The organism is Spiroplasma endosymbiont of Danaus chrysippus (assembly GCF_902809815.1).
GTDB lineage: Bacteria > Bacillota_I > Bacilli_A > Mycoplasmatales > VBWQ01 > Spiroplasma_E.
The window spans coordinates 1-24,895 of sequence record NZ_CADDIL010000010.1 but is presented as its reverse complement, the minus strand read 5'-3'; the positions used below and the strand labels follow the sequence as shown (position 1 = coordinate 24,895).

At 21.7% G+C, this 24,895-nt stretch carries 24 protein-coding genes and 1 pseudogene; 18 read left to right on the top strand and 7 right to left on the bottom strand.

Features of this window, described 5'->3' with window-relative positions:
• The 13 genes and pseudogenes from SPIRDC1_RS09835 to SPIRDC1_RS09775 form a co-directional block, all read left to right on the top strand.
• Nucleotides 1–2,283, top strand: a pseudogene (locus tag SPIRDC1_RS09835) (hypothetical protein); the annotation flags it as partial.
• A gap of 530 nt (nucleotides 2,284–2,813) precedes the next feature.
• Nucleotides 2,814–3,767, top strand: a complete 954-nt coding sequence (locus SPIRDC1_RS09830; RefSeq protein WP_174481646.1) for a reverse transcriptase domain-containing protein — start codon at nucleotides 2,814–2,816, stop codon at nucleotides 3,765–3,767.
• Entirely contained in the window at nucleotides 3,751–4,116 is a 366-nt protein-coding gene (locus tag SPIRDC1_RS09825) for a hypothetical protein (RefSeq protein ID WP_174481645.1), read from the top strand. The genes SPIRDC1_RS09830 and SPIRDC1_RS09825 overlap by 17 nt, the downstream gene beginning before the upstream one ends.
• A 173-nt stretch (nucleotides 4,117–4,289) precedes the next feature.
• Nucleotides 4,290–5,084 (top strand): hypothetical protein, encoded by a 795-nt coding sequence (locus SPIRDC1_RS09820; RefSeq protein WP_174481644.1) that lies wholly within the window; start codon nucleotides 4,290–4,292, stop codon nucleotides 5,082–5,084.
• Nucleotides 5,085–5,570: 486 nt separating this feature from the next.
• Nucleotides 5,571–5,849: a hypothetical protein gene (locus SPIRDC1_RS09815; protein ID WP_174481643.1), complete on the top strand. Its 279-nt coding sequence runs from the start codon at nucleotides 5,571–5,573 to the stop codon at nucleotides 5,847–5,849.
• Nucleotides 5,849–6,001: a hypothetical protein gene (locus tag SPIRDC1_RS09810; RefSeq protein WP_174481642.1), complete on the top strand. Its 153-nt coding sequence runs from the start codon at nucleotides 5,849–5,851 to the stop codon at nucleotides 5,999–6,001. Before SPIRDC1_RS09815 ends, SPIRDC1_RS09810 begins: the two co-directional genes overlap by 1 nt.
• 8 nt (nucleotides 6,002–6,009) lie before the next feature.
• Nucleotides 6,010–7,416 (top strand): Mbov_0396 family ICE element transmembrane protein, encoded by a 1,407-nt coding sequence (locus SPIRDC1_RS09805; protein WP_174481641.1) that lies wholly within the window; start codon nucleotides 6,010–6,012, stop codon nucleotides 7,414–7,416.
• A gap of 203 nt (nucleotides 7,417–7,619) precedes the next feature.
• Entirely contained in the window at nucleotides 7,620–9,968 is a 2,349-nt protein-coding gene (locus SPIRDC1_RS09800) for an Mbov_0397 family ICE element conjugal transfer ATPase (RefSeq protein ID WP_174481640.1), read from the top strand.
• A gap of 115 nt (nucleotides 9,969–10,083) precedes the next feature.
• Entirely contained in the window at nucleotides 10,084–11,568 is a 1,485-nt protein-coding gene (locus SPIRDC1_RS09795; protein ID WP_174481639.1) for a type IV secretory system conjugative DNA transfer family protein, read from the top strand.
• Nucleotides 11,569–11,827: 259 nt separating this feature from the next.
• Entirely contained in the window at nucleotides 11,828–12,418 is a 591-nt protein-coding gene (locus SPIRDC1_RS09790; protein WP_174481638.1) for a competence protein CoiA family protein, read from the top strand.
• 541 nt (nucleotides 12,419–12,959) lie between these two features.
• Nucleotides 12,960–13,922 carry a hypothetical protein gene (locus tag SPIRDC1_RS09785; protein ID WP_174481637.1) on the top strand — a complete coding sequence of 321 codons (963 nt, stop codon included), beginning with the start codon at nucleotides 12,960–12,962 and terminating at the stop codon, nucleotides 13,920–13,922.
• 155 nt (nucleotides 13,923–14,077) lie between these two features.
• Nucleotides 14,078–14,293 (top strand): hypothetical protein, encoded by a 216-nt coding sequence (locus SPIRDC1_RS09780; protein WP_174481636.1) that lies wholly within the window; start codon nucleotides 14,078–14,080, stop codon nucleotides 14,291–14,293.
• Between the two features lie 563 nt (nucleotides 14,294–14,856).
• Nucleotides 14,857–17,421, top strand: a complete 2,565-nt coding sequence (locus SPIRDC1_RS09775) for a P-loop NTPase fold protein (protein WP_174481635.1) — start codon at nucleotides 14,857–14,859, stop codon at nucleotides 17,419–17,421.
• A 245-nt stretch (nucleotides 17,422–17,666) separates the two neighbouring features.
• On the opposite strand, the gene SPIRDC1_RS09770 is transcribed toward SPIRDC1_RS09775, so the two are convergent.
• From SPIRDC1_RS09770 to SPIRDC1_RS09740, 7 genes are all read right to left on the bottom strand, one after another.
• On the bottom strand, nucleotides 17,667–17,930 hold the full coding sequence (locus SPIRDC1_RS09770) for a SemiSWEET family sugar transporter (RefSeq protein ID WP_174481634.1): 264 nt from the start codon (nucleotides 17,928–17,930) through the stop codon (nucleotides 17,667–17,669).
• A 104-nt stretch (nucleotides 17,931–18,034) separates the two neighbouring features.
• Nucleotides 18,035–18,256: an HMG-box domain-containing protein gene (locus tag SPIRDC1_RS09765; RefSeq protein ID WP_174481633.1), complete on the bottom strand. Its 222-nt coding sequence runs from the start codon at nucleotides 18,254–18,256 to the stop codon at nucleotides 18,035–18,037.
• A gap of 18 nt (nucleotides 18,257–18,274) precedes the next feature.
• On the bottom strand, nucleotides 18,275–18,424 hold the full coding sequence (locus tag SPIRDC1_RS09760; protein ID WP_174481632.1) for a hypothetical protein: 150 nt from the start codon (nucleotides 18,422–18,424) through the stop codon (nucleotides 18,275–18,277).
• Between the two features lie 101 nt (nucleotides 18,425–18,525).
• Nucleotides 18,526–19,002 carry a hypothetical protein gene (locus tag SPIRDC1_RS09755; protein ID WP_174481631.1) on the bottom strand — a complete coding sequence of 159 codons (477 nt, stop codon included), beginning with the start codon at nucleotides 19,000–19,002 and terminating at the stop codon, nucleotides 18,526–18,528.
• A gap of 249 nt (nucleotides 19,003–19,251) precedes the next feature.
• A complete protein-coding gene (locus SPIRDC1_RS09750) occupies nucleotides 19,252–20,025 on the bottom strand; it encodes a ParA family protein (RefSeq protein WP_174481630.1) in 774 nt (257 codons plus the stop codon).
• A complete protein-coding gene (locus SPIRDC1_RS09745; RefSeq protein WP_174481629.1) occupies nucleotides 20,012–20,251 on the bottom strand; it encodes a hypothetical protein in 240 nt (79 codons plus the stop codon). The genes SPIRDC1_RS09750 and SPIRDC1_RS09745 overlap by 14 nt, the downstream gene beginning before the upstream one ends.
• Nucleotides 20,252–20,626: 375 nt before the next feature.
• A complete protein-coding gene (locus SPIRDC1_RS09740) occupies nucleotides 20,627–21,583 on the bottom strand; it encodes a replication initiation protein (protein WP_174481628.1) in 957 nt (318 codons plus the stop codon).
• Between the two features lie 764 nt (nucleotides 21,584–22,347).
• On the opposite strand from SPIRDC1_RS09740, the gene SPIRDC1_RS09735 reads away from it, so the two are divergent.
• The 5 genes from SPIRDC1_RS09735 to SPIRDC1_RS09715 all read left to right on the top strand — a co-directional run.
• Nucleotides 22,348–22,968: an NUDIX hydrolase gene (locus SPIRDC1_RS09735; protein WP_174481627.1), complete on the top strand. Its 621-nt coding sequence runs from the start codon at nucleotides 22,348–22,350 to the stop codon at nucleotides 22,966–22,968.
• Between the two features lie 12 nt (nucleotides 22,969–22,980).
• Complete coding sequence (locus SPIRDC1_RS09730; RefSeq protein WP_174481626.1) at nucleotides 22,981–23,283, top strand: hypothetical protein; 303 nt, start codon at nucleotides 22,981–22,983, stop codon at nucleotides 23,281–23,283.
• A gap of 153 nt (nucleotides 23,284–23,436) precedes the next feature.
• Nucleotides 23,437–23,865, top strand: a complete 429-nt coding sequence (locus tag SPIRDC1_RS09725; RefSeq protein ID WP_174481625.1) for a hypothetical protein — start codon at nucleotides 23,437–23,439, stop codon at nucleotides 23,863–23,865.
• 13 nt (nucleotides 23,866–23,878) lie between these two features.
• Nucleotides 23,879–24,358, top strand: coding sequence for a single-stranded DNA-binding protein (locus SPIRDC1_RS09720; RefSeq protein WP_199188889.1), 480 nt, complete (start codon nucleotides 23,879–23,881; stop codon nucleotides 24,356–24,358).
• Nucleotides 24,359–24,393: 35 nt separating this feature from the next.
• Nucleotides 24,394–24,895 (top strand): WD40/YVTN/BNR-like repeat-containing protein (locus SPIRDC1_RS09715; protein ID WP_199188887.1); only part of this gene is annotated, 502 nt, incomplete at its 3' end.

The window sequence follows — 24,895 nt, the reverse complement described above, 5'->3', positions numbered from 1 at the left end:
TTATATAAAAGTACTGATGGAATAAATTTTAGAAAAACATCATTTTCTGGTAAATATACATCAAGTATTACAATTGATTCTTCTGGTAATGTTTATGTTGATAATTTAGGCGCATTATTTAAATCAAAAGATGGAGTTACATTTGAACAAGTAACTGGATTACCAAACGATGTCTCTGCTATTGCAACATTTGATAAAACAATATATGTAGGTATGGAAAACAAAGGATTATGAAAAAGTAATGATGGAGTTACATTTGAACAAGTAACTGGATTACCAACTAATTTTGTTATTCAAAAAATCCACATTACTTTAAGTAAAACAATATATGTAGGTAGTCAAGAAAGTGGTTTATATAAAAGTACTGATGGAATAACATTTGAACAAGTAACTGGATTACCTAATGAAGAAATTAGAAGTATAGCATCTAATTCAAATTTAATTATAATTGGTTTTAATAATGGAGAAATATATCAAAGTAATGATGGAATTACATTTAATAAAATATATCAAATAGATCATTATATTGTTGTTAATGTTAATGCTGATGGAACAATATATGTAGGAACTGAAAAAAGTGGTTTATTAATTATTAATTCTTTATTAAAATTAAATAAACCAAACTATTTGGGAAATTTATATAACGGTATAGTTTACAATTATGCACAAAAAATTGATATCAAAAAGAACCTAGTTGCAAGTGCAACATTGGATGAGAAATCAATTACAATTCCAACAACAGATTTAGATATACCAGTTGGACAACATACATTAATTTTGACTTTAAAAGATAAAAAACTTGCAAGCATTTTTGGTGGCGATACCTCAACTGGAAAAGTGACATATAAATTATGAGTTAAAATAGCAATTGATAAAAATAAAATCGATTATCAAACAAAAATTGATGATACGCAATTATATACTGGTTTAGTTTCTAACAATGGAAATACCAATGGCTCAGACATCATTCAAACAAAAATTAAAGATGGAACTGGAACTCATAATGCAAGTATAAATCTTTCTTTAACTGACACTTTGATTGATTTTGATGTAAACAAAAGTTTTTATGAAGAAGGAACAGTAGATAGTTCAAATAATTTCACAGCAACCGGTTCTAAACAATTAGTTTCTAAAAATTTATCAATTCAAAATGATGGTATATATCATTTACATTTATTAGATACAGTAGGTAATGCTTATGATAGTTATTTAGAACTTGGCGAAAGCAATTGAAAATTAAAAGGTACTTTTGATGATAGTGAATTAGATAAGCTTAAATCAAAACTTAATGTTACTGTAAATTTAACTGACCCTAAACAAAAAGCAAAAGCATTGGGTTGATTACATCAATATGAAAATTTTGTAGAAAATAAATTTAATGAAATGATAAAAACCAATGGTAAAGGTTTTGATAGTGAAATTAAAAATCAAATTACTTCTTATACATCATTTTTAAAATCTTTGACATATGATATTGGAAATGAACCAAAATTTGATGATGGTATTGATAAATCCGAATTAATCAAAACAATAACTGATAAAGCAAATGAATTATTAAAAAATGGTTTAGATATATTACCAAAAAATTTAAATGTTGATACTAAAAATGTAGTAAATAAATCAACATTGACTATTTATACAAATTGAATTAATAACTATCAAACATTTATCAATAATAACAAAGATAAGTGAATAAATGATATTTTAAATATTGCTTCTCGTGGTTTTGCAACAACCGAACAAGAACAACAAATCAAAGCAAAAGCAAGCCAATTTTTAGATAACACAAATATTAAAAATTATTTAAAAAATATTGTGTGAGAAGACAATAAATTATTAAAAGCAACAAGCAGTGATTATCAAAAATATATTGAATTAGATAAACTACAAAGTGATACTATTGATTGAGTTAAAAACAACATTAGTGCAATAGATACAGCATATCAAAATGCAATTACAGAAGCTGAAAGTGGCTTGAATTTACATGGATATAGTATTGATAGTATTTTAAATGGCAAATCAAAACCCCAAACAAAAAGTGAAATTGAAAAATTTGCTGATGGACAAAGTTATCATGATTGATTACAAACTCAAGCAAATATAAAATTTAAACTTTGACAATTAGCTATGGGGTTTGGTATTGGTATTCCATTGTTACTTATCGTAGCTGCAATTGCATGAGTAATTCGTTCACGTACAAACCCTAAATATAACGGAGTTGCAAGAGCAAGAAAAGACTTAAGACAAGAAAGAAAACAAATAAAGAAGAAAAATAAAAAATAATGAGAATAAAAAAAAGACCGCAAGGTCTAAAAGTTTACGATGCTAAAAGCATTATAAATAACTGTAAGAATTGTTTTCGTATGTATGATGTCTCAAATGTTAATAAATAACATATTCAAAACAAAATTTTGAATTTGATTAATCATTTTTATATCAACTCCTTTAGAAATTTTTTTTCTTTTAGCAAACTCTAGTATTAAATATATAATCAATAATAAAAATATATCGTTAATAGAGTAATCCATTAAAATTAAATTTGGGGAGCAGGGTTATCAACAGTTTAGTAAAATTCTTACGTTCTTTTAGAGTTTTGATAACCCTGCGCCGGATCAACGAGCTCTAACTGCCACATTAAATAATTGGACATTATACATGTTGCTCACAAATTATAATCGTTTCTAACATTAATTAGAAACAAAATTTACTTAATAAAAGTAACTTTAAAATTAAATTTAAGATGTTCTAAAACTATTAATAACCATATATAATATTATCATAAAAATTATAATATAAAAAATTGGGGTGCAATTTTGCAATATAACAATTGTATTTTATATTCTTTAAACTCTAAAAAAAAATTAGTTAAAATTTTAATAGTTAACAAGAATATAAATAAAAAAAAATTAGTTAAAATTTTTAGTAAAGAAGAACAATTAAAAATTTTAATTGAAAAAAGTAAAAAAGTGCAATTAACTGATAAAAAAACTAGAAATAAAATACTAAATTCCACTAATATTACATTTAATGAAAATATTCATAGACAATTTACTTATGCACAAAAAAAATCTGATTATAAAATGATTTTAAAAAAACTTAGCAAAATATTAAGTATTTGAGTTGAGAAAAATAATTTAAATTATTTGTATTCAATTATCAAAAATGTAGATTATGTTAAAAATGCCTATTTTCATAAAGAAAATAATTATTTTTTAAAAATTGATTTTAAAAATTATTTTAATAATATTAGTAGTTTACAAATTTTTAATTTTTTTAAATATAAATTAAATACCTCAATAGATATAGCTAGAATTTTAACAGTATTATCAGTTGCGGATATTAATAATACTAATTTAAAGCAAGGTTTAGAAACAAGTCCAATATTATCTTTTTTAGTTAATATTGAAATTTTTGAAGAAATATACCAATATTGTATTGAAAAAAAATTTAAAATGTCATTATATGTTGATGATTTAGTTATAAGTTCAAAAAATCCAATTAATAAAAAAGAAATTCAATTTGTTTTTAATATATTAATAAAAAACAAATTGAAAATAAATAGAAGAAAAATTAAATATCAAAATTTATACAACAATATTGTTATTATTACAGGTATTCAAATATTAAAAAATCATAATTTAAAACCAATTAATAAAACATGTAAAAAATTAAGGATTGAAAAAAAAATTAGCAAAAACCAAAATGTCATTAATGGTTTGATTAGTAATCTAAAATATATACAACAAATAAATGACAAAAATAAATAAAGAAGGTTATTTTATGCAAAAAGTTGATGAAAAGAATACTAAAAGAGATTTTTTTGATAAATCAGGTGTTCTTACTAATAACTATAAAAAATTATTAAATGAAATAGGTTATAAGAAAAATATGACAAAACAAGAAAAAGAAATTTTTTATAATAAATATGATCAAGAGTTTTTAACAGAAAATCCAGAATTTGAATTTCCTTGCATACAGTGTAAAGAACCTATTACAGGATGTAGAAGTTGATGTTATGATTGTTATATATTTGCCAGTAGCAAGGCGAAATATGTTAATATGATTAATGATTATGACATAATGGGTGAATATGATTTTTGATTAAAATATTTTTAAATTTTAAAAATAAAAAAAATAAATCAAAGATAAAAATAAAAGTTCAAAATCTTTTTTATCTGCTGAAAATGATTTAAGTAGTATTTGAGATAGTCAATACTATTGACGTCAAAAACAAGCCTATGAAGAACTCATTAAAGAAATATTATAAAAATTTAATAAAAGGAATAACTATGAATAAAATTGAATTAGGAAAATTTATTAATAAATTTGTAAAATTAAATCCTAAAACTAATAAATATCCAAATTTTAATAAGTATGATTTAAGTTCTTTTTCAATAATCAAAAATCAATTCAAAGAAAATAAAAAATATATCATAACTTCAAATTATGATGATATTTTTTACAATAAGAATAACTTTTTAAATGGTAAAAAATGAATAGAAATTATTTTATCAAGTAAAGATATTTTTGAATATCATAAAAAAATTAGAGATGATTTTCCCTTTTGTAAACAAAAAAAATTAATGGAAAAAATAATTGAAGATTTATTTTTTTGATTTGATAAAAATACCAAAAAAATAATTATTGAAGTAACAGAAAGTCGTTTTGATATTGAATTAAAGCAAAAACTAGAAAATATTAAATTTTTTTTAGATAAAAATGATTGAAGTAATTATTTTTTTAATTTACAAAAATTAATGCAAGAACAAATAATCAAATTTTTATTATGGGAAAATAAAAATTTAGATTATGCTAGTTATAGTAAAATATTAAAACAAAAATTATCTAAAATAATTAATGAAAATTTAGTTGAAGAATATTTTATAATTATACAAAAAATAAATTTATATCGTAATACTTTATCAAAGATAAATAATAAAATATTAAATTTAAATAAAAAAATATTAGAAGAATGAAAAAATTTTTCTAATATTGAAAAAACAAGTATTTGTTGAAAAATATATTTTGAATTATTAACTTTTATAAACCTACAAAATTTGATATTAAATAAAAATTATGTATAATTTAATTACAACTTAAAATAAAAAATGTAACAGCAGCACTAGACATGCCCTGTTACCGACAGGTTCACATCTCTAAACTGCTCAACCTGCAATATAAATTATATATTTTCTTATAATTATTTGCAATTGAAATTACGTTTTATATAAAAGTAAAAGAACCTAACAGGTTCTTTTTTTTATTTATTAAGTTTATAAAACTAAATAAACTGTCGTAGAAGTCAAATGGTGAGTACTTTATGTAAATACTTCTATATCAGAATAAAAGAGTTATTTAAAAACATTAATAGAATTGTTGTTGCATGTATTTGTCTGTTAATTGAAGTCTCATGTTGAGTTAGTAAAGGATTTTTTCAAGATTATGTAATAACCACAAACCCCGTTTTATTTTCTGTTTTTAAATAATTCCACCAAAGGGGGTTATGTATAACATACATACCTTATCAAATATATATTATCACAAACAAAAAGTGAAAGGAAAATATAAAAATGTTTTTATCTTTATTTAATCAACTTGCAAATGTTGATTCACAAACTCAAGAATTACTTACAAAATTAATGGAAGTGTTATTACCAATTTTGTATGCAATTGGTGGTTTTGGTTTAGTATTTAGTACTGTTAAATATGCTTTTAAAATTCATAGTGACCCTGAAAATAAAGGCGATTATCTAAGACACATGGTTTGAAGTGTTTTAGGTTGTGCTTTGATTTTAATGTCATCAGCTATTGCTCACATAATCTTTGCTAGAATGTTAGGTTTACTATAATGAAATGTAATTATTGTCATAAAAAACCAAGCATTGTAATCAAAACAAAACACGAAAAAATTTTGTTTGATATGTACTTATGTAATATTCATAGTCAAAGAGAAATTATTTATTTAAATAGCAAATATAAAGATAAAGAAGGTACTAAATAATGATGATAATGAGTGATTTTTTAGGTGTTGGTCATGCTATATGAAGTCTTTTATTCGATATTTTTGTTCGTGGTCCTTTATATCTTGTTCATGGAGTTGGTGATGCTATTACTTATTTATCTGGACAAAAAATTATTGATAAAATTTTTGGTTCTAATGGTCATTTCTTTGGTATACCACCACAGTTCTTTATTTTCTTAGTTATTGCTATTGCTTTAATTATCTTGTTTGCTGGTGGAGTTATATTACATGCTATGGTCAATCAACAAATTAAAAGTGCAATGACAAGCTTAGCAAATAGATTTTTAATGGTGATATTACTTATGACACTAATTCCTTTGTTTTTTTGAGTAATTAATTTTGCAATAGTTTCTATTATCAAAATTATTATGCCTCAGTTTTTAGATGGCAGAACTTTGGCTGATATGGTTGGTGCATTAGGATTTACTGATGGATTACTTCATCAAGATTGACATTATGATACAGGATATCCTGATTGAAATAACTACAACCTTTTTCTTGGTACTTTTGGTTCATTCTTTTGTATGGTTATTTTCTTTTATTTAGGATTAAGTTTAATCCAACGTATCTTTGATTTGTTTTTATTGTATATAACAGCACCTATTGTTTTTGCAACTGCCACAAGTGGTGTGCAATGACAAAAGGTAAACTTATGAAAAGATTTAGTTATTGGTAGGTTTATTTCAACATTGGGAGTTGTTTTAAGTTTAACTTTGTTTTTGAACTTAGAACCTTTAATGTTACATGTTGCAAATGAAGTAAGTGATAAATGAATGGGACAAGTTGCTTTTAAATTGTTGTTTATTACCGGTGGTGCTATTGCAACATTAAATGCACAATTACTTTTTTCTTCAATGGTTGGACAAACAATTGGTATTACTGAGGGAATGCGTATGTTAACAACAATGAAATCTGCAAGTAGTGGTTTAAAAGCAGGAGCAATTGGTATGTTTGGTCTTGGTAAAGGTTTGCTAATGGGTAAAAGAAAAATGCTTCCAAGCAAACAAAATCAAGAAACTAATAGTCTTTTAAATAGAGTACAAAGTGGTGGACTTGCAAAATTTGCCAAGTTTAGTACCAAAGCAACTGTTGGTTCAGTCTTAGCTACTGCTGGATTTATTGGTGGAACAGTTGCAACTTATAAATCGTTTGGAGCAAAAGGTACTTTAAAAAGAGCAGGTCAACAAGTAGTGAAGCCAGTCAATTCAATAGGCAAGGTAATTAAAAGCAAAAGCATTGATAATTATAAAAAAGGTTCAAGTAAACATAAAATAACTACACAACCAAATCAAATTACAAAACATCAGTGAAATAAACACTATAAGAAAAACAAAAAAATTAATTCAAAAGTAATGAAAAACATTGACAAAGATATTAAGAAAGGAAATACATAAAAATGGAAAAAGTAAATTTACCAAAAAGTACTAAAAAAATTCATTATCAAATTTTTAGGGGTATAAACTTTAATGATTTATTGGTCTTATTGATTTTTATAAGTATCTCTATTTCAATAGCATTCTTATTAACAATCAATGTTTATTTAAAGTTTTCTTTAAGTTTGATAATTATTGTTCTAGGTTTTATTAGTATTCAAAAATTGAAAAACGAAACAAGAGCTTATGAATTAATTGTGCGAGCAATTAAATATTTAACAATGATTGGTAAAAGTTCAACTGTAAATTTAAATCCTAATTTTGAATTATTAAATGACAAAAGCATTGTTCTTTTTAAATACTTAAAAAATAATCTTTTTGTTTGCGGTATTGAATTACAAACAGTAAATTTAACTTTATTAAATGAAAGTCAACAAGCAACAGTACTTGAAGACTTTGCTGATTTATTAAGAACAATTACAATGTCATGTAAAATTATAAAAACAAATCAAAAATATGATTTTGAAGAACAAATTAATAATTTAAAATCTCAACAATTAAAAAATAATGAAAAAAAGAATTATTTAATTGATTTACAAATTGAACAATTAAAAGCAATTCAAGAAACTAAATTACTAACTACACCAACTGTTTATATTGTGTTTTGTAGTGATAATAAAGAAAGAACATTAACACAATTACAATCATTAATGACAAATAGTTCGTTTAGTAGTTTAAATATCAAAAAATTATCACAAGAAAAAATCATTAATATTTGAACTGATTTTACATTTGATAATCAAAATATCAAAACTAATTGCTCAAATTTTAAAGGTAAAAATGATAATGGTTTTGTATGAGCTATTAATTATTTACCAAAACAAATTAATTATTTTTGATTAAACAAATTATTTAATTTAAGTAATGTAAATATTTGTATTAATTTAAATCCCATTAATAAATTAAAAGCTAAAAAACAATTAGACAATGCTTTAAATAAAATTAAAACTAATGAACAATATGCTTTAACTATAAGTCAAAAAAGTGAATCAGAACAATTATATAATGCTTTTTTAGAACAACAGCAAGCAGTTATTGATGATGTTGATGTTTTAAAAGATACTTCAATTTTTATTATTGCTTATGGCAATAAAACAACACTAAATAATACTAAAAGACAATTAATTGATTTAGCAAATACTATGAGTTGAAAATACAACAATTTATTATTTTTACAACAACAAGCTCTTATTGAAATTTATTATTGAACAAAATTCATTTCAAAAGAAGTTGAAATTGAAATGACTTGTGATACTTTTGCAACAAGTTTTCCAATTCCTGATATGCCACTTAAAGATGAAAAAGGATTTTTATTAGCTGAAACTAATTCCGGAAAACCAGTAATTTGAGATTTATTTAAAAAAAACTCACAAAGAATAAATCATAATTTGTTAATTTTAGGAGAAAGTGGAAGTGGTAAATCATTTACTACTAAAAAAATTATTTTAAATCAAGCATATCAAAATAATAGAAAAATCTTTATTTTAGACCCTGAACGTGAATTTGGTAATCTAACTAATTACTTAAATGGACAAGTAGTTAATGGTTCAGGAGCCAAAGGAAATATTATAAATCCACTAGAAATTTATAAATTAGATGATAGTCATGACAATGCAGATACTTTTAATAATCAACTTGCTTTACTTGAATCATTCTTTATTATGTTATTTCCTAATTTAAGTGATGATGATATCACTACAAGTCTATTAATAGAATTAATTAAAGAATTATATTTTCAAAACCATATTTTACCAAGTACGGATTTTGAAAAATTAAAAGCAACAGATTATCCAACATTTACTGATTTATATAATTTGATTTGTCAAAAAATTAAAGATGAAAAATCATCAGCAAATATTTTAAAGTTAGATAATTTAAAATCTAAGTTAACAGCTTTAACGCAGGGTACATACGCTAAATATTGAAATGGTCACACTAAATTTCAATGAAGCAAAGCAAATATAGTTTGTTTTGATTTAAGAGAACTTTTTGAAAATAGTAATAAAAAAATAATCAATTTACAAATGATGTTGATTTTACGAATGCTAGGAATTGAACTTTCAGCAGTTCAATCATACAACGAAAATAAACAAGAAAAAGATTGAAAGCGAATTATTATTGCTGTTGATGAAGCACACTTACTAGCTAACGAAAACAACAATGTTGCCTTAGACTTTTTATTTCACACAATGAAAAGAATTAGAAAATGCAAAAGTTCATTAATTATTGCAACACAAAATATAGCTGATTTTACTGGCAGTGAAAATCTCAAAAAGAAATTTACTGGCATTATCAACAATGTTCAATATACCTTAGTTGGTGGTATGCAACCAAATGACTTAAATAATTTAAACGATATGTATAAACAATCTGGTGGACTTAGTGAAGCTATTAAAACTTACATTGCAAAAGCAAGCCAAGGTAAATTTTGATTTAAAATCTCAAAACAAGAGCAACTACCAATTCAAGTTTTACAAATTGATGATGAAGTGGAAATTGTTGGACATACATAAAAAAAGTCTCATAACTAAGGCTTGATGAATAGTTTTGTATTCAAAATAAAAACATTGCTAAAAACAGCAAATATAAGCCAAATAAAGGCATATACCAAAAAAGGAGTAAATAAAGATGATAAATTGAATAAAAGACAAGTGACAAGAAAATATTTTTCATAAAATTTGAATTTTTGCAATGATATGAAGTTTTATTTTTCTTGCATTATGAATGGCAGTAGCTTTCATTTCTGCAATCTTATATGCTTGATATTATTATCCAAGTGTAAATTTCAAAAATTGAATTTCAAGCATATTTACAAGTTGAGTTACAGAAACTTCATTTGGTGTTAGTTTTTTAATTTTTATGGGATGTCTATTTTATTATTTTTATATAAATTTTGAAAAATGAAATCCTAAAAACTCAAAACTAAAAAATGAAGCAAAATCTCAAATTAAAGAATTTAAAAAATTAGGCTTTACAAATTTAATAAATTTAAATAAAAAAATTGGTTTAGTTAAATCAAAACTAAACCAACATACATTACTGATTGGAGCAACTGGTTCGGGGAAAACTACAACAGCATTATCAATAATAAATCAACTTGTATATAAATTGAATCAAACTGTAATCATTATTGATGGAAAAGGTGACAGTGACTTAATAAATAAAGTCACAGCTATTGATAATAATGCTTTTATTTGAACAATCAATGGTGATAATCAATACAATCCTTTTGCTTCAAAAAGCCATATTGTTTTAGCAGATAAGATTATGAGTTTATTTGATTTTTCTGAACCACATTATCAAGCAATTGCACATAGTTATTTATTAATTCTTTTAGAAACTTTGGTAAGCAACAAAATTGAAATGACTTTATCAAACATTATTAAATATTTTTCAAAAGAAAATTTAATAAACTTAATTGATAGTAATGATCAAAATTATGATTATTTAACCACATTTAAAAATGATGATATCCAAGGTTTAGAAAATAGATTAAATGTTTATAACGAACAATTAAATCAAAGTATTGGTTTAAAAAATGATTTTTCTTTAATAGTTAAAAATCATAAAGTTATTTTATTTTCTTTGAATTCATTAGACTATCCCCAATTAGCTAGCAACATTGGTAAATTACTTATTCAAGATTTAAAAGAGTTTGCTTCTATAAAACCACGAGAACAACAAATTAATATTATTCTTGATGAATTTAATGTTTTTGCAAGTGATAGCATTATCAATTTAATTAATAAAACTAGAAGTTTTAACTATCAATGTTTTTTATGTTTTCAAACAATTAATGATTTAAAAACAGACAATAAAGATTTAACAGACACTATTTTTGGAAATACAGCTAACATTATTGCACACAATGTCAAAGACCCAAATAGTGCTGAATACCTTGCCAAAGTCTTTGGAACTAAAACATCTCAAAAAATTACTAAACAATATGATACCAAAAATAAGAAAAGTTCAAAAGGTTCAATAAGAGAAGTTGAAGAATACATTGTTCATCCAAATGATTTAAAAAAATTAAAAGTTGGACAAGCATACTGCAAGATAATTTTAGAAAATTCAATCCATTTTATTGACAAAATTATCATCGAAAATAGGTAAGAGAAATAGGAGAATGCTTTTACCTTTAAATATCTATTTCTCCCCTAACCTATAAAGCAATTTCATTACTTTACCACAGATTACCTCGCTCCCCCAACGTAAACTTATGAGGGAGCGAGGTAATCTGTTTAGGTTGGGGGAGAAATACTTTTTCTTTCTTTTACAAAAGAAAGAAAAAGTCCGCGCGGAAGCGCTTCCCAAAAAGAAAGAAAACGTTTTTCAAACGTTATCACATTAGCCATTAAGGAGTTGAAACAACATGGAACAATTAAAAATATTAGAAATCATAAACCGATGAGGATATCTAAACACTGAACAAATTGCACTATTATTAAATAAAGAAGTTGGAACTGTTGACAAGATAAACAGAGTTTTAATAGATAAAAAATTAATTCGAGTTGACCAATTAACTAGAAAAAACATCTACATGCTTTCAAGTCTAGGAAACCGAAAACTTGGCAAAAAAAGTAAAAGTATAAGAATTAATTACAACGAGTTAATTCATCAAGATTTACTCATCAAATGACTATCTCAACAAAATGACATTATTTCATATCAAACAGAAAAAGAACTAAAAGCAGAAAGTTATCGAGAAAAAGGATATCCTGACTTATTAGTTCACTATGAAAATAAAGTCATGATTATTGAATTTGAAAGAACTAGAAAAACCAAACAACGAATGAGACAAAAATTTGATGGACTAAGACATTATTGTAAAAACGGATACGAGGTTTTATTTCTAGTTCCAAATGAAAGCATGAAAAAATTTGTTGATGAACAAATCAAAATTTACAACTGAAAACTAGCAACTTTTAAAACTCAAATATTCAAAAATATTGATATTTTATAATTCAATTTTGGTTAAAACTTAACTAATTGTAAAATACATAAAATTTGATAACATGTAGTTGTTATCCCATATATAAGTTTTAACCCATTACTTTTATACCAAAGTAAATGGGTTTTAATGTTAAAAGGAGGCATTGAAATGCCAACAATAGATAAGACTAAATCTCAAACATATAATTTTCTATTAGAAAATAAAACCATAGAAGATATCAAAAAACAAGAGACATAGCGGAAAAACATATAGGATTGATAATGTTAATAATCAACTAATTAATGACGACTTATCAGAAAACAATACAGAAAATTCAGAAACAGTTGCTAGTAATTTAACAGATAATAAAAAAGAGCAAGAAATCAATACTGATATATGAACAAAATTTAAAAATTACTTAAATTGACCAACAGCAAATACAGAAGAGCTAATACAAACTCAAAAAAAATATATTGAACAACTAGAACAAAGTAATTTAGAAAAAGATAAAGAAATTCATAAACTTATAAAAGAAAATGAAAAATTAAAACTAAAGCAAAGCAATGTTAATTTGGCAAAATTTTCATATAATGCAATAACAATTTATGATGAAAAACAAAGAAAAAATACAGGAATTGAAAAAATTCACGAAGAAATTTTGCCAATTAATAATAAAATTTATTTTATAACAACCATTCAACATATTGATAATTCAATTAATGAGGAAATAATACATTTTTATCAGCTTAAAAATGGCGATATACAAGTTGTTAATCAAATAAAAAAATACGAAAATATGAATAAATATAAAAATGATCTTTCATTAATTGAAGACACTTCAACCAATAAAAATAATATATCTTTTTCTAAAATGCCTATTAAAAAATTTTTAAATAAACAAGAAGAATTAAACTTAAATATAACAAAATCTGAATGAATAACATTTTTGGCAATTTCAATCTTTAGTTTATGTCTTTTATCTGTTCCTGCCATTTTAACTATATATCTACCCATAATTATAGTAGGAGCAACCGTAGGTATTATTATAGCTGAAAAAATAGGAATATTAGCATTATCTACTTTAGTAATTGGAGCCTTAGATAAAGTACTATGAAACCTTGTGTCACACAAAACCCAAAAAATCAAAACAAAAACAAAAAATAATATCTTTTGATTACTTCGAAAATTACCATTTTGGAAAAACATTGATAAAAATAAAGAAGAAAAAGAAATTAAAAATAATAGTAAAAAAACTATAGAAAATTTAACTAATGATAAACTAGAAACTAAATTACAAACTCAATATGATATTTTAAAACAAGAACTAGATAACAGAAAAGAAAAAAAACTAAACGAAATAATAAGTAATGGAACAACAAATCATAACACAAATAATATTTTAGAAAACTCAACTATTGAATCAGAAAATAATCAAAATTTTGATTCATCTATACGAAATACTGTAAATCAGCAAAATGCACCTTCAACAAGTTCAAATCATAACTGAAATAAAGTAAAATGTTTATTAACATAATCAATAAGTAATAAAGTTTTAATCACTATTTTGAAAAAATAGTGATTTTTTATTATTTTTTACACATTTTTAGTTTTAAAAATATATAATTTTTTGTGAGTATTTTAAGGATAGAAAAAAATATTCAAAAATAATAAAGAGAGGAAAAATAAATTATGCCATGAGAACCAATTGATTGAAGCAAAACAGATAGAGACAAATACGCTAAAGAAGCTAGAGAAACAAACAAAGCTTGAGGAGAAAAAAACGAACGTGAAAGAAAAGAAAGAGTTGCTAATGCTTTTGGATTTGAAAAAGATAAATCAAAAGTAAACAGTGAAGCTTTAACAAGCAAAGGTCAAAGTTCTAGTAGTAAATCACAAAAAATGTAAATATTTAATAGTTTAAAACTACTCAATTGAGTAGTTTTATTTTTTCTTGTAGAATTTTAATGAAAATATTTAACATAAATAAGTGTTAAAATATAAAATAAAAGTGTTATAATTAAATTGTTCTTATTTTTTATAGAACAAAATAATTTTAAAAAATGAATATAAAATTTAAATATAAACACAAATTTCAAATAACCTTTAAAACTTTTAGTTCCTTATTTTATACAGGAACTTTTTTTATTTTTATACAGTTCTTCATCTGCAGAATTTTTAAATTCCATTGCAATAAATCAAAATTTATAACTAAAAACTAGCAACTTTCAAAACCCAAATATTTAATTTTAGTTAAATAATTGATATAAAATTATAGTATTAATAAAAAAAATAAGGAAATTAATATGATTTTAAATTTTATAAAAAAAATCTGAAATTGAATAAAAAATAATACATTTTTTATTATTTCATTGTTTATATTAATTACCACTACTGTTTTAATAACTTTACTTTCTTATTTTTTAAAAAATAATTTTTTTAATTTTGTTAAAAATTGACAATCCATATTATTGCCATTATTAACTTTTTTAATTTATATTTTATTTTATTGTACACTAATTGTTTGGCAAAAATTAAAAGTAAAAGTCAAATGGCAAAAACAAAATAAAAATAAAATTAATGAATTAATAAAAAAACATGAATTTGATGGTTTTATTAAAAATGAATATAAAAAAATAATTAATCAAATTTGTAATGAAATAAAAATATTTTTTGAAAACCAAACAAACAAAAAACAAACATATTCGACAAATATATTACTTTTTAGTGGAAATTATGGCAGTGGTAAAACTTTTGTTATTTCAAATGTTTTTAAAAAATTAATTGAAATAGAAAAATTACATAATATCATTAATAGTTATTATATTGATATATCTGTAATTGAAAATGAATCTAAAAATGATTTTACAAAATACTTATTCAATGAAATTATTAAATGTATAGACTATCAATATTTTTTAAAAAATTTTCAATATTTAAAATTTTTTAATATTTTTACTAAAAAAATCCCATTTAATTTTGTTAAAGATAATATTAATATCAAAAACATAAATAACAAAAAAATTTTAATAGTGCTTGATGAAATAGATAGATGTAATCCTAATAATATCATTAATACTTTCTCAATTTTAAAAAGTTATTTTTCTAATGTTGATAATGTTATTATCATCATTATTGCTAGTGAAAATATAATTAAACCAATTTTATTAGATTATTTAAAATTAAAAAATGATGATAAAAACAAGATTCAAATTTGCTATGAAAATTACCTAAAAAAAATTATTAATCAATCAATTTCAATTAAAGATAAAAATTATTTTAATTTTTCAAAAATTATAAATAATAATCTAATAAAAAATGTTGATTTGGGATTTGATATATTTTTAAATGCAAATATAATAGATGAAAAATTATTAAATCCAAGAAATATTTTAAAGAAAATAGATAATAAAAATATTTTTAGTAAATTTTTAATATTACAACTTTTAAATAAATTGAAAAATACTGATGTTTTTTTTGAAGAACTATATTATTTACTTAATTTGTTTTCTATAATTAAAATTTTTTGTAACATTATTCCCAATGTTATTGATAGTCAGTTAATAAAAAAAATAATTGATGAAAATAATAATTTAGAAATTAATTTTTTAAAATATTGACATTTTTTGAAAATTATAAATATTAAAAATCAAGATTTAATTAAAATAACCGATAATAAAAATTATGAAATACAAAACATAAATAATGAGTTTATATTTACATGTTTAACTTGTGATAATCAAGGAAATCTATATGGTTGTACAATTAATAATGAAATATTAAAATTAAATAGTTTTAATGATTATGAAATTTTGATAAGTTTTAAAAATAATAAAATATTAAAAAATGATATTATTACGTCTTTAACTTGTGATAATCAAGGAAATCTATATGGTTGTACAACAAATCAAAATTATATTTTTAAAATAAATATAATAACAAATATAGTTGAAAATTGAATTGCTTTTGAAAAATGGACTACTATTGTATTTTTAACTTGTGATAATCAAGGAAATCTATATGGTTGTACAATTAATAACGAAATATTAAAATTAAAAAATAATGAAAATTCAAATTTAGAATCAATTTATAAATTTGAATTAGAAACAAAAGTAAACATTTTCAAAATTGGGGAAAATGTTTACTTTTGAAACAATTTTGTAAGAAGTAACATTTCAAATGAATATTATATAATTAATAGACCAAAAAATAGTTGAAATTCACAAATAAACAAGTATTCTATAAGAATAGATTTTTCAGACACTAGTAGTAAAATTGACTATCTTTTATCTTTATTATTTTCTTTTACTATAAAAAATAAAGATAAAATTTCACAATACCCATGCATAAACTTGACAGATGAAATAATTGAATTATCAGAAAGAAAATTATTTTCTTTTTTGCCATATTATCATTATAAAACTTTTGATGATCCTTACAAAAAATATGAAATAATTAAATTATATTGTTTATCATTAGCTAATAATGGAAAATATATTATTAATAATGACATGAAAAATTTTTATAATTTTGCATTAGAAAAAAATTTATTTGCAGAAATTTTGAATAAAGATTATTCAAAATGTTGAGTTTTTGAAAATAAAATTATAAGAAAAATGAACTTTTTTGATTATTATTATGTTTTAGAATCAAAAATTATTTTTAAAATAATTCATATTGGTCATCTTAAAAATAATTCAATAAATTCAGTTAATCATATTTTTCTCAAATTAAATGAACTTTTTGAAGAAAGCAAACTAAATTTAGCAATTTGTTTTGAAGAAAATAGTCAACAAAATAAAATAATTTTTGATTTTTCAAAAATTAAAGATTGAATTTTTCAAAACAATAAATTTCAAAACTTTTTTTGACAACTTGCAAATAAAAATATAAAAGAAAACCAAATATTAAAAAAATATAATAATGTTATTCATGAACAAATAATAAAATTACTTAATTCAGAAAATAATGATGAAATTGAAAAAAATATAACAAAATTAAAAAAGTATATTAAAAACAATAAAAAAAATAAATAATTTTCATTTTTAAATTAGGTTAAGCAAAAAAGTTGAAAAAAATATTTTAATTTATTAAAATATAAACATTCCTATTAAGGAATTTTAAATTTAAATTTATTTCAAGGAGTTGATTTTTTATGAAAACATTTGTAAAAAATTTAAGTTCTAGATGAAGTTTATTTTGGAAATTATTTAAAAAAGAACGGTTTGTTAAAAAAAAGTTTTTAATGTAAATAGACCACCATAACTATGGTGGTCTATTTTTATGGTTCTTTATAATGAATATTTAATTTAAAGCCTAAAATAATAATTGTAGATATTAAGATTATTGAATCTAAACTTACAACTTCTCAATTTTTTATAAATATTCCATAAGTTATTCATAAAAAACAAGATAAAAATTGAATTAATAACATGAAAAATGATAAATCACGTACTCTTTTTGTTTTTATAATTTTTATAATTTGAGGTAAAAATATAAAACTATTTACAGCAACTGCTAATCAACCAATTATTTCTACATTCATAATATCCACCTTTCTTTTTATTTTTTTTAAAATAAAACAACGATATATGAATTGTTTCATATACCATTGTATTTAAAATTACAATTTGTAAATCAATTAAATAATTATTTTTGATTTTCAGTTTCATATATTTTTTTATTTTCTGCTGCCATTTTTACATATTTATCTTTTTGTTCACTTGTCATTTCTTTTCAATGATTACCAATCAATTTGGCAACTTCTGCAATTTTAGATTTAAGTTCAGGTTTTTGTTGAATAATTTCTGCTCTTTTCTCTTTACTAAAAAGCATATAAGCATTCATTGGTCTTTTAACTTTATTTGACATATTTTCACTTCCCAAATTTTATTTTTGTGTAAATTTTGTTACTGTATTATCAAATGATTTTTGATAACAATTTCCACTACAATATATAAATTTATCACGATATAAAGAATCAATTGTGTATTCTTTTTCACATGATGATATATAGCATTTAGTTTTAATAATTGCCATTTAATTTTACCCCCCTTAAATTTAAATGTACATTATTATTTTATAATATTTCTGCAATTAATTTTTAATATGCTTAATTGCCACTTAGCCAAATACAAAAATTATCCACAATTACGATTTTTTAACTTTAATGATTGCATACAAATTTGCTTTTTAAGTTGCTGATTTTCTGTTGCTTGATTTTTAAATTTTGAAAAAGAAATGCTTTTACCTGATATTTCTTTAAATTCCATTTCTGCTATTTGTTTGAATAATATATTATTTTTATTTATTTTAACAGGCAATTTTGTTTTTTTATCAATCCATCTTTGATTAATTTCAGAAATATTAACAGATCTATTATATTTTGATTTAATATATTGAATTTTACTATTAATAGTCACGGAAGCATAACTATTTTTTGGATTAGTAGAAAATAATTGAATTTTTATATGAGTTGGATAACTTCTAATTATTATACCAGGACGATATTTTTGATTATTATTTTGATCTAAATCACCATCTAATTTTACTCTAACACCATCTCCTTTTTCATATTTTTTTCACTTAACATTAAAAGATATTTTATTTTGATTCATAAATATTAACCTCTCATAAATAAATTGACAACATATATAAAGTTATGTATAATTTATATGTAAATGCTTTAAGCATGGTTTCCCAGTCTTGTTACTGGGTTTTATTTTTTAAATTAATAATTTTAAATAATTCTTCACTAATTTTTTTAATTTTATATTATCATATTTATAGCATAAATATGATAATATAAAAAAAACTAATATTTTAAGGTTTTTAAAAAAAAATAATATAAATATGATAAATATTATTTATATTATTTCTGCAATAAGTTCTTCATATGCTTTTTTTTGACGTCAATAATAAGGATTTTCTCAAATACTTATAAAGTCGTTTTCACTTGTAGTAAAATTTTCAGAATGTTTTATAAAAACACTTAATAAATTGTCATATAAATTAATTTCTTTTAATCATTTTTGAAATTTAATTTTATTTTCTGTTTCTATAACATCATTAAAAAGAATTTTTATTTTAGGTTTAGACATTTTTAAATTTGATAAAATTAAATCTAAATTATTATTTAAATCTAATATTCCTTTATAACTTCCACTTCCATTATTAGAAGGAATTAAGATTAAATCACTAAATATTAATCAATTTAAACTTAAATCATCGGTTGTTGGTGGATAATCAATCAAAACATAATCATAACTATCAAATACTATTTGATTGGATTGATAAATTTTTATTCCAATTAAATAAAAATTATTATTATCATATAATTCTCTCATAACTGTCAAAGATTTTTTTAAAGTTTCTCCTCCAACTATAATATCAATATTTTTATATTTCGTTGGTTGTATCACCTTATTTATAGTTATTTCACAATCACTAGCAATTACTTTATGTAGTGATTTTGACATATCTATATTTTCATTTTGCATAAGAAATGATATTGTTGCCTGCGTGTCTAAATCAATAAGTAAAACTTTTTTATTATCTAAAGCAAGTTTATAAGCAATATTTTTACAAATAGTAGTTTTACCAACTCCACCTTTTTTATTACAAAAACTAATCATTTTCATTATTATTCTCCAATCTATTAAAATAATCTTTTAAAATTTCATTCATTAGCATTGTTTTACTTCATTTTCTTTTTTTTGCTAATTCACTAAATTTTGAAATTAAAATAATATCACATGTCATAGAATTCAATTTAATTTGTTTTTTTTTATATAACTCTTTATTAAAAGAAACAGTATTTTTTGTTTTATCTAAAATATTAATATTTTTTTTAGGTATCATTGGCATTTTCCTTTGCTCCTTTCTTTTAATTTTATATTATCATATTTATAGCATAAATATGATAATATAAAAAAAACTAATATTTTAAGGTTTTTAAAAAAAATAATATAAATATGATAAATATTATTTGATATGATTACAACAATTTTTGCATTTTTCACATATTTTGCAAAATATTGATAATTTTATAAAATTTAACATATTTATACTACCAACTGTAATTTTGAAATTACAATTTAAATTTTTACAATTTTGTTCAAACATAAATTACTCCTTAATAAAAAGTACAAATTGAATAAAGTACTCAATTTCAATATTTAATAGTATCTAAATTTTATAAATGATAATTGTTAAAATAAAAAATATTTTTTTAATATTAACTTAATGATTATCAAAATCTTGCATAATCTTTTTTACTTCTTCATCACTTAAAATTGGTTTTTCAATTATTTTAGATTTTTGTTGTTTTAAATTATATACTATTAGCTTTGATTTATTTATATACTCTTTACATACTTTGTATTCTTTTTTTGGTGATACTTTTTCAAGCTCAGGATTTTGAGCATTAAATTTTTTTAAATCCAAATGCGTATTTAAAATAATTTTGCTATATTTTCTACCAACTTTTATCAATTCATAAGTAAAAATAATATCTGTTTTTAACAAATCTCTTTTTACTGGTTCTAAAATTTTAATTTTTAACATACTAATATTTTTAAAATAACTACTATTTAAACCTAAATTTAAAATCTTAGCCAATTTTTCAAAATCTCACTCATGCTTATAAATTGGTGTTTTTTTTGTTTTTGCATTCATATATAAATAACTTCGCAAATACTCATATAAACGCATTGAATATTTACTTGTAACAGTCTTTGTATAAGGCAAATAAATATTTGTATAATCTTTTTTTAAATCAATATAATGTTTTTTAATTAAATCCTGAACAACTTTAAATTCAAGTATTCCCTGATTTTTAAATCAAGTACCTCTTTCAAAAAGATTTATAAAACTATATTCTTCTTTATTTTCATCTTGCAATCAAAATTTTAAACTAGTAATATTATCAATTTCTTTTTCTATGATTGTCATTTCTTTTTTCTTATGAATAATTTTTTCATACAAATTTGTATTATTAATATCATGAAAAATACAAAAATCATTCAAATTTACTTTAATAATTCCATTAAAATTATCATCGAATTTAATTGAAGAAATAGCAAAATTAAACAACTTTTGTGTTAATAAACCTGATGTATCATTTGTAATTGTTCTTACAATCACATTCGATTTTTTAATAAATTTGGTTTCTTTTTTATCAACTAAACTATTTGACATAAATTTACCCCTTATGAACTTTTTTAATCTAATAATTATTATAACATTTTTATATAGGTAAAGGTTAGAATTAATATAGGTAAAGGTTAGAATTAATATAGGTAAAGGTTAGAATTAATATAGGTAAAGGTTAGAATTAATATAGGTAAAGGTTAGAATTAATATAGGTAAAGGTTAGAATTAATTATATTTTATCTATTATCAGTATAGATAAATTGACACCCTATAATATATAATAAATACTAATAAATAGAATAATACAAAAAAATAATTTTAAAATCATAACAAAAAACATTTATTTTAAACTACTTATACAATATTAAAGTGTTTTTTATAATTAAAATTTATAAAATATTAAAAATATAATTCTAACCTTTACCTATATTAATTCTGTTAATCGCTTTCTAAATATATTTCATAATTATTAAAAGTAAATAAATATCTTTTTGTAAAAATTATTATTTATAGTTTACTAACTAGTATATTTATTGTACAATTATCTAGTTACTGGTGTGGCTTTTGCGAGAGGCACTGGTAACGATTTTTTTATTTAAACTTGATTTATTAAATAAATATGATAAATTTAAATTATAAAAATTCAATATTTAAGTATTAGGTACTCTCGCAAAGTATAAGCCTATCTAAAGATATATTTTTTTTATCTTCTTTTAAATGAAAAAAGATTTTAAAAATAAACGAGTTACAACCTATTACTTTGGTTGTAATTTTTATTTTTAAATTTTATTTGAAAGGAAGATTTTTTTATGAATAAAGAATATTTAAAAATTATAGAAGTTGAATTTATGCATGGAGTAGAAGAACCTTGATGCAATAACCAAGGTGTTGCTATATTACCCTATGTTTTAAAAGATAATGAATATCATTATTTATTAACTAAAGAATATAATCCATTATTTAAAAATAAGCAGATTAGTGAATATAGTACTATCACGGGAGGAATTGAAAATAATAATCATTATCAAACTGTAATCAATGAAATGTTAGAAGAAACCGGCATTGATATTAGAAATAAAAAAGTAAAAATTCATTATTTAGGAAAACATTATGCAAATAAGTCAAGTACAAAATTGTGATATTTTTATGGAATTGATTTATCTAAATTTAATTTAGATTTAACAAAAACATACAAAGGTACTGGTGATAATACCATTGGTGAAAAAGAAATAAGTGCTAGATTTGTAAGTCATAAAAAATTAAATAAAACAAATGACGCTTTAAGTTTAGCTACTTATGGCAAATTAAATTTAAAAAATCTTATTAGATTTGATAACAACATAAATCAAAAATTAGATATGATTTTACAAATTTTAAATGAGCAAAAAAACAATAGTAATAAATCAGATGAAACTTCTTGAAAAGATTAGGTGGATAAAATTATGCAATTAACTAAAAAAGAACAAAAGCTTCTATCAACTTATCAAAAATGATTAAAGAAAAAACATTTAAGCGGTAATTGTAATGTTTATTTTATTTCTAAAACTTCGATGTTGGTGTTTCAAGTGTGAGAATTCGAAAAATTGATAAGTGAAACTTTATGACTAAAAACTAACAATCAAGAATGAAAATTTTATATTAAAACCTTAGATGAAAAATTTAATAAATATTTTTCACTAAATGAAATTTTAGAAATTGAAAAAAATTTTGTTTTAAAAACTTTTAAAGAAAAAGCAAATTTGTAAACAATATGTAACAATGTATAATAATATAGTGTTTAAACAAATGTAAAGCGTTGAATTTAAGGATATGAATACAAAAACATTCATATTCTTAAACATCGCTAAAAACAGCAAATATGGTGTGAACAAGAGTTTAAAAAGGAGTTAAAGAAAAAAATGGCAGCAGAAGTATTTTTTGAACCAGAAAACGAAGAGTTTAACCTTTATATTGATAATAAAGAAGTCAAGCGTGGCGGTAAATTTAAAAAAATTAAATGAAAACAAAATCAATTAGAATTATTTAAAAGATTTAAAGAAATTAAACAAAATATTTGAATTCAAATATATGATGTTTATTTAGATAAATCAGAAAATGTTATTGGTCTTGGTTTTAGAATTACTCCTGAAGCCAGTTTTTATCATGAATATCCAGACATAGATTTTGATATAAATGGTTTCATTCTTGGTGATTTAGAAGAAGAATTAAAAGATATAAAAGCTAGTAGTCAAAAATGATACAAATTAGTTAATAATTTTTATAAAGTTTTAATAAATTTACAAAAAGAACAAAAAATAATTGTTAATAACAAATCAAAAATACATTAAAAGGAGAATAATTATGAATAAAGTTATATTAATAGGCAGACTTGCTCGTGATTTAAAATTATATAAAACTCAAAGTGAAAAACCTTTTACCTTTTTTACCATTGCAGTTAATAATATTTCAAATCAAGCTGATTTTGTTTCATGTGTTGCATGAAATAAAGTTGCTGAAAAAATGTGTGAATATTTAGGTAAAGGTTCTTTAATATCGTTATCAGGAAGACTGTCAGTAAGAAAAATAATAAATCAAGATAGAAAAGAACAATATATTACTGAAGTTGTTGCAGAAAATGTTACTTTTTTAGATTATCGCAAACAAGAAAATAAGTTAAATAATGCTAATATTGAAAGTTCAGCATTAACAACTGATAAGAAAATTGATTTAGATAGCGCTTTTAAAAATATTAATTACACTTTAAATAATTCAGAAATTGAAAATCTATATGAAAATAACGATTTGGATTTTACTGAAGAAGTTATTGTTTGAGATAATTAATTGTTAAATTACTATAATTTAAAGGGGAAAATAAAATGAAAAAGTTACTAACTACAATCACTCTTAGTGCATTAGTAGGTACAAGTGCAGGTAATTTAAAACCAATGTTTGCTGAGAAAATTGTAAACACTGGTTTTAAATCTAATCAATTAAACAATAAAGACATTAGTATTAAAAATCAAAATAGTAGTAATCCATTTATTAATAAAATTCCAACAATTGATGATAATTCAAATATTTCATCAAACGTAATAAGTTCTAATGGAACAATATATTTAGGTACTTATAACAAAGGATTATGAAAAAGTAATGATGGAGTTACATTTGAACAAGTAACTGGATTACCAAACGATGTCTCTGCTATTGCAACATTTGATAAAACAATTTATATAGGTACTCAACAAAGTGGTTTATATAAAAGTACTGATGGAATAAATTTTAGAAAAACATCATTTTCTGGTAAATATACATCAAGTATTACAATTGATTCTTCTGGTAATGTTTATGTTGATAATTTAGGCGCATTATTTAAATCAA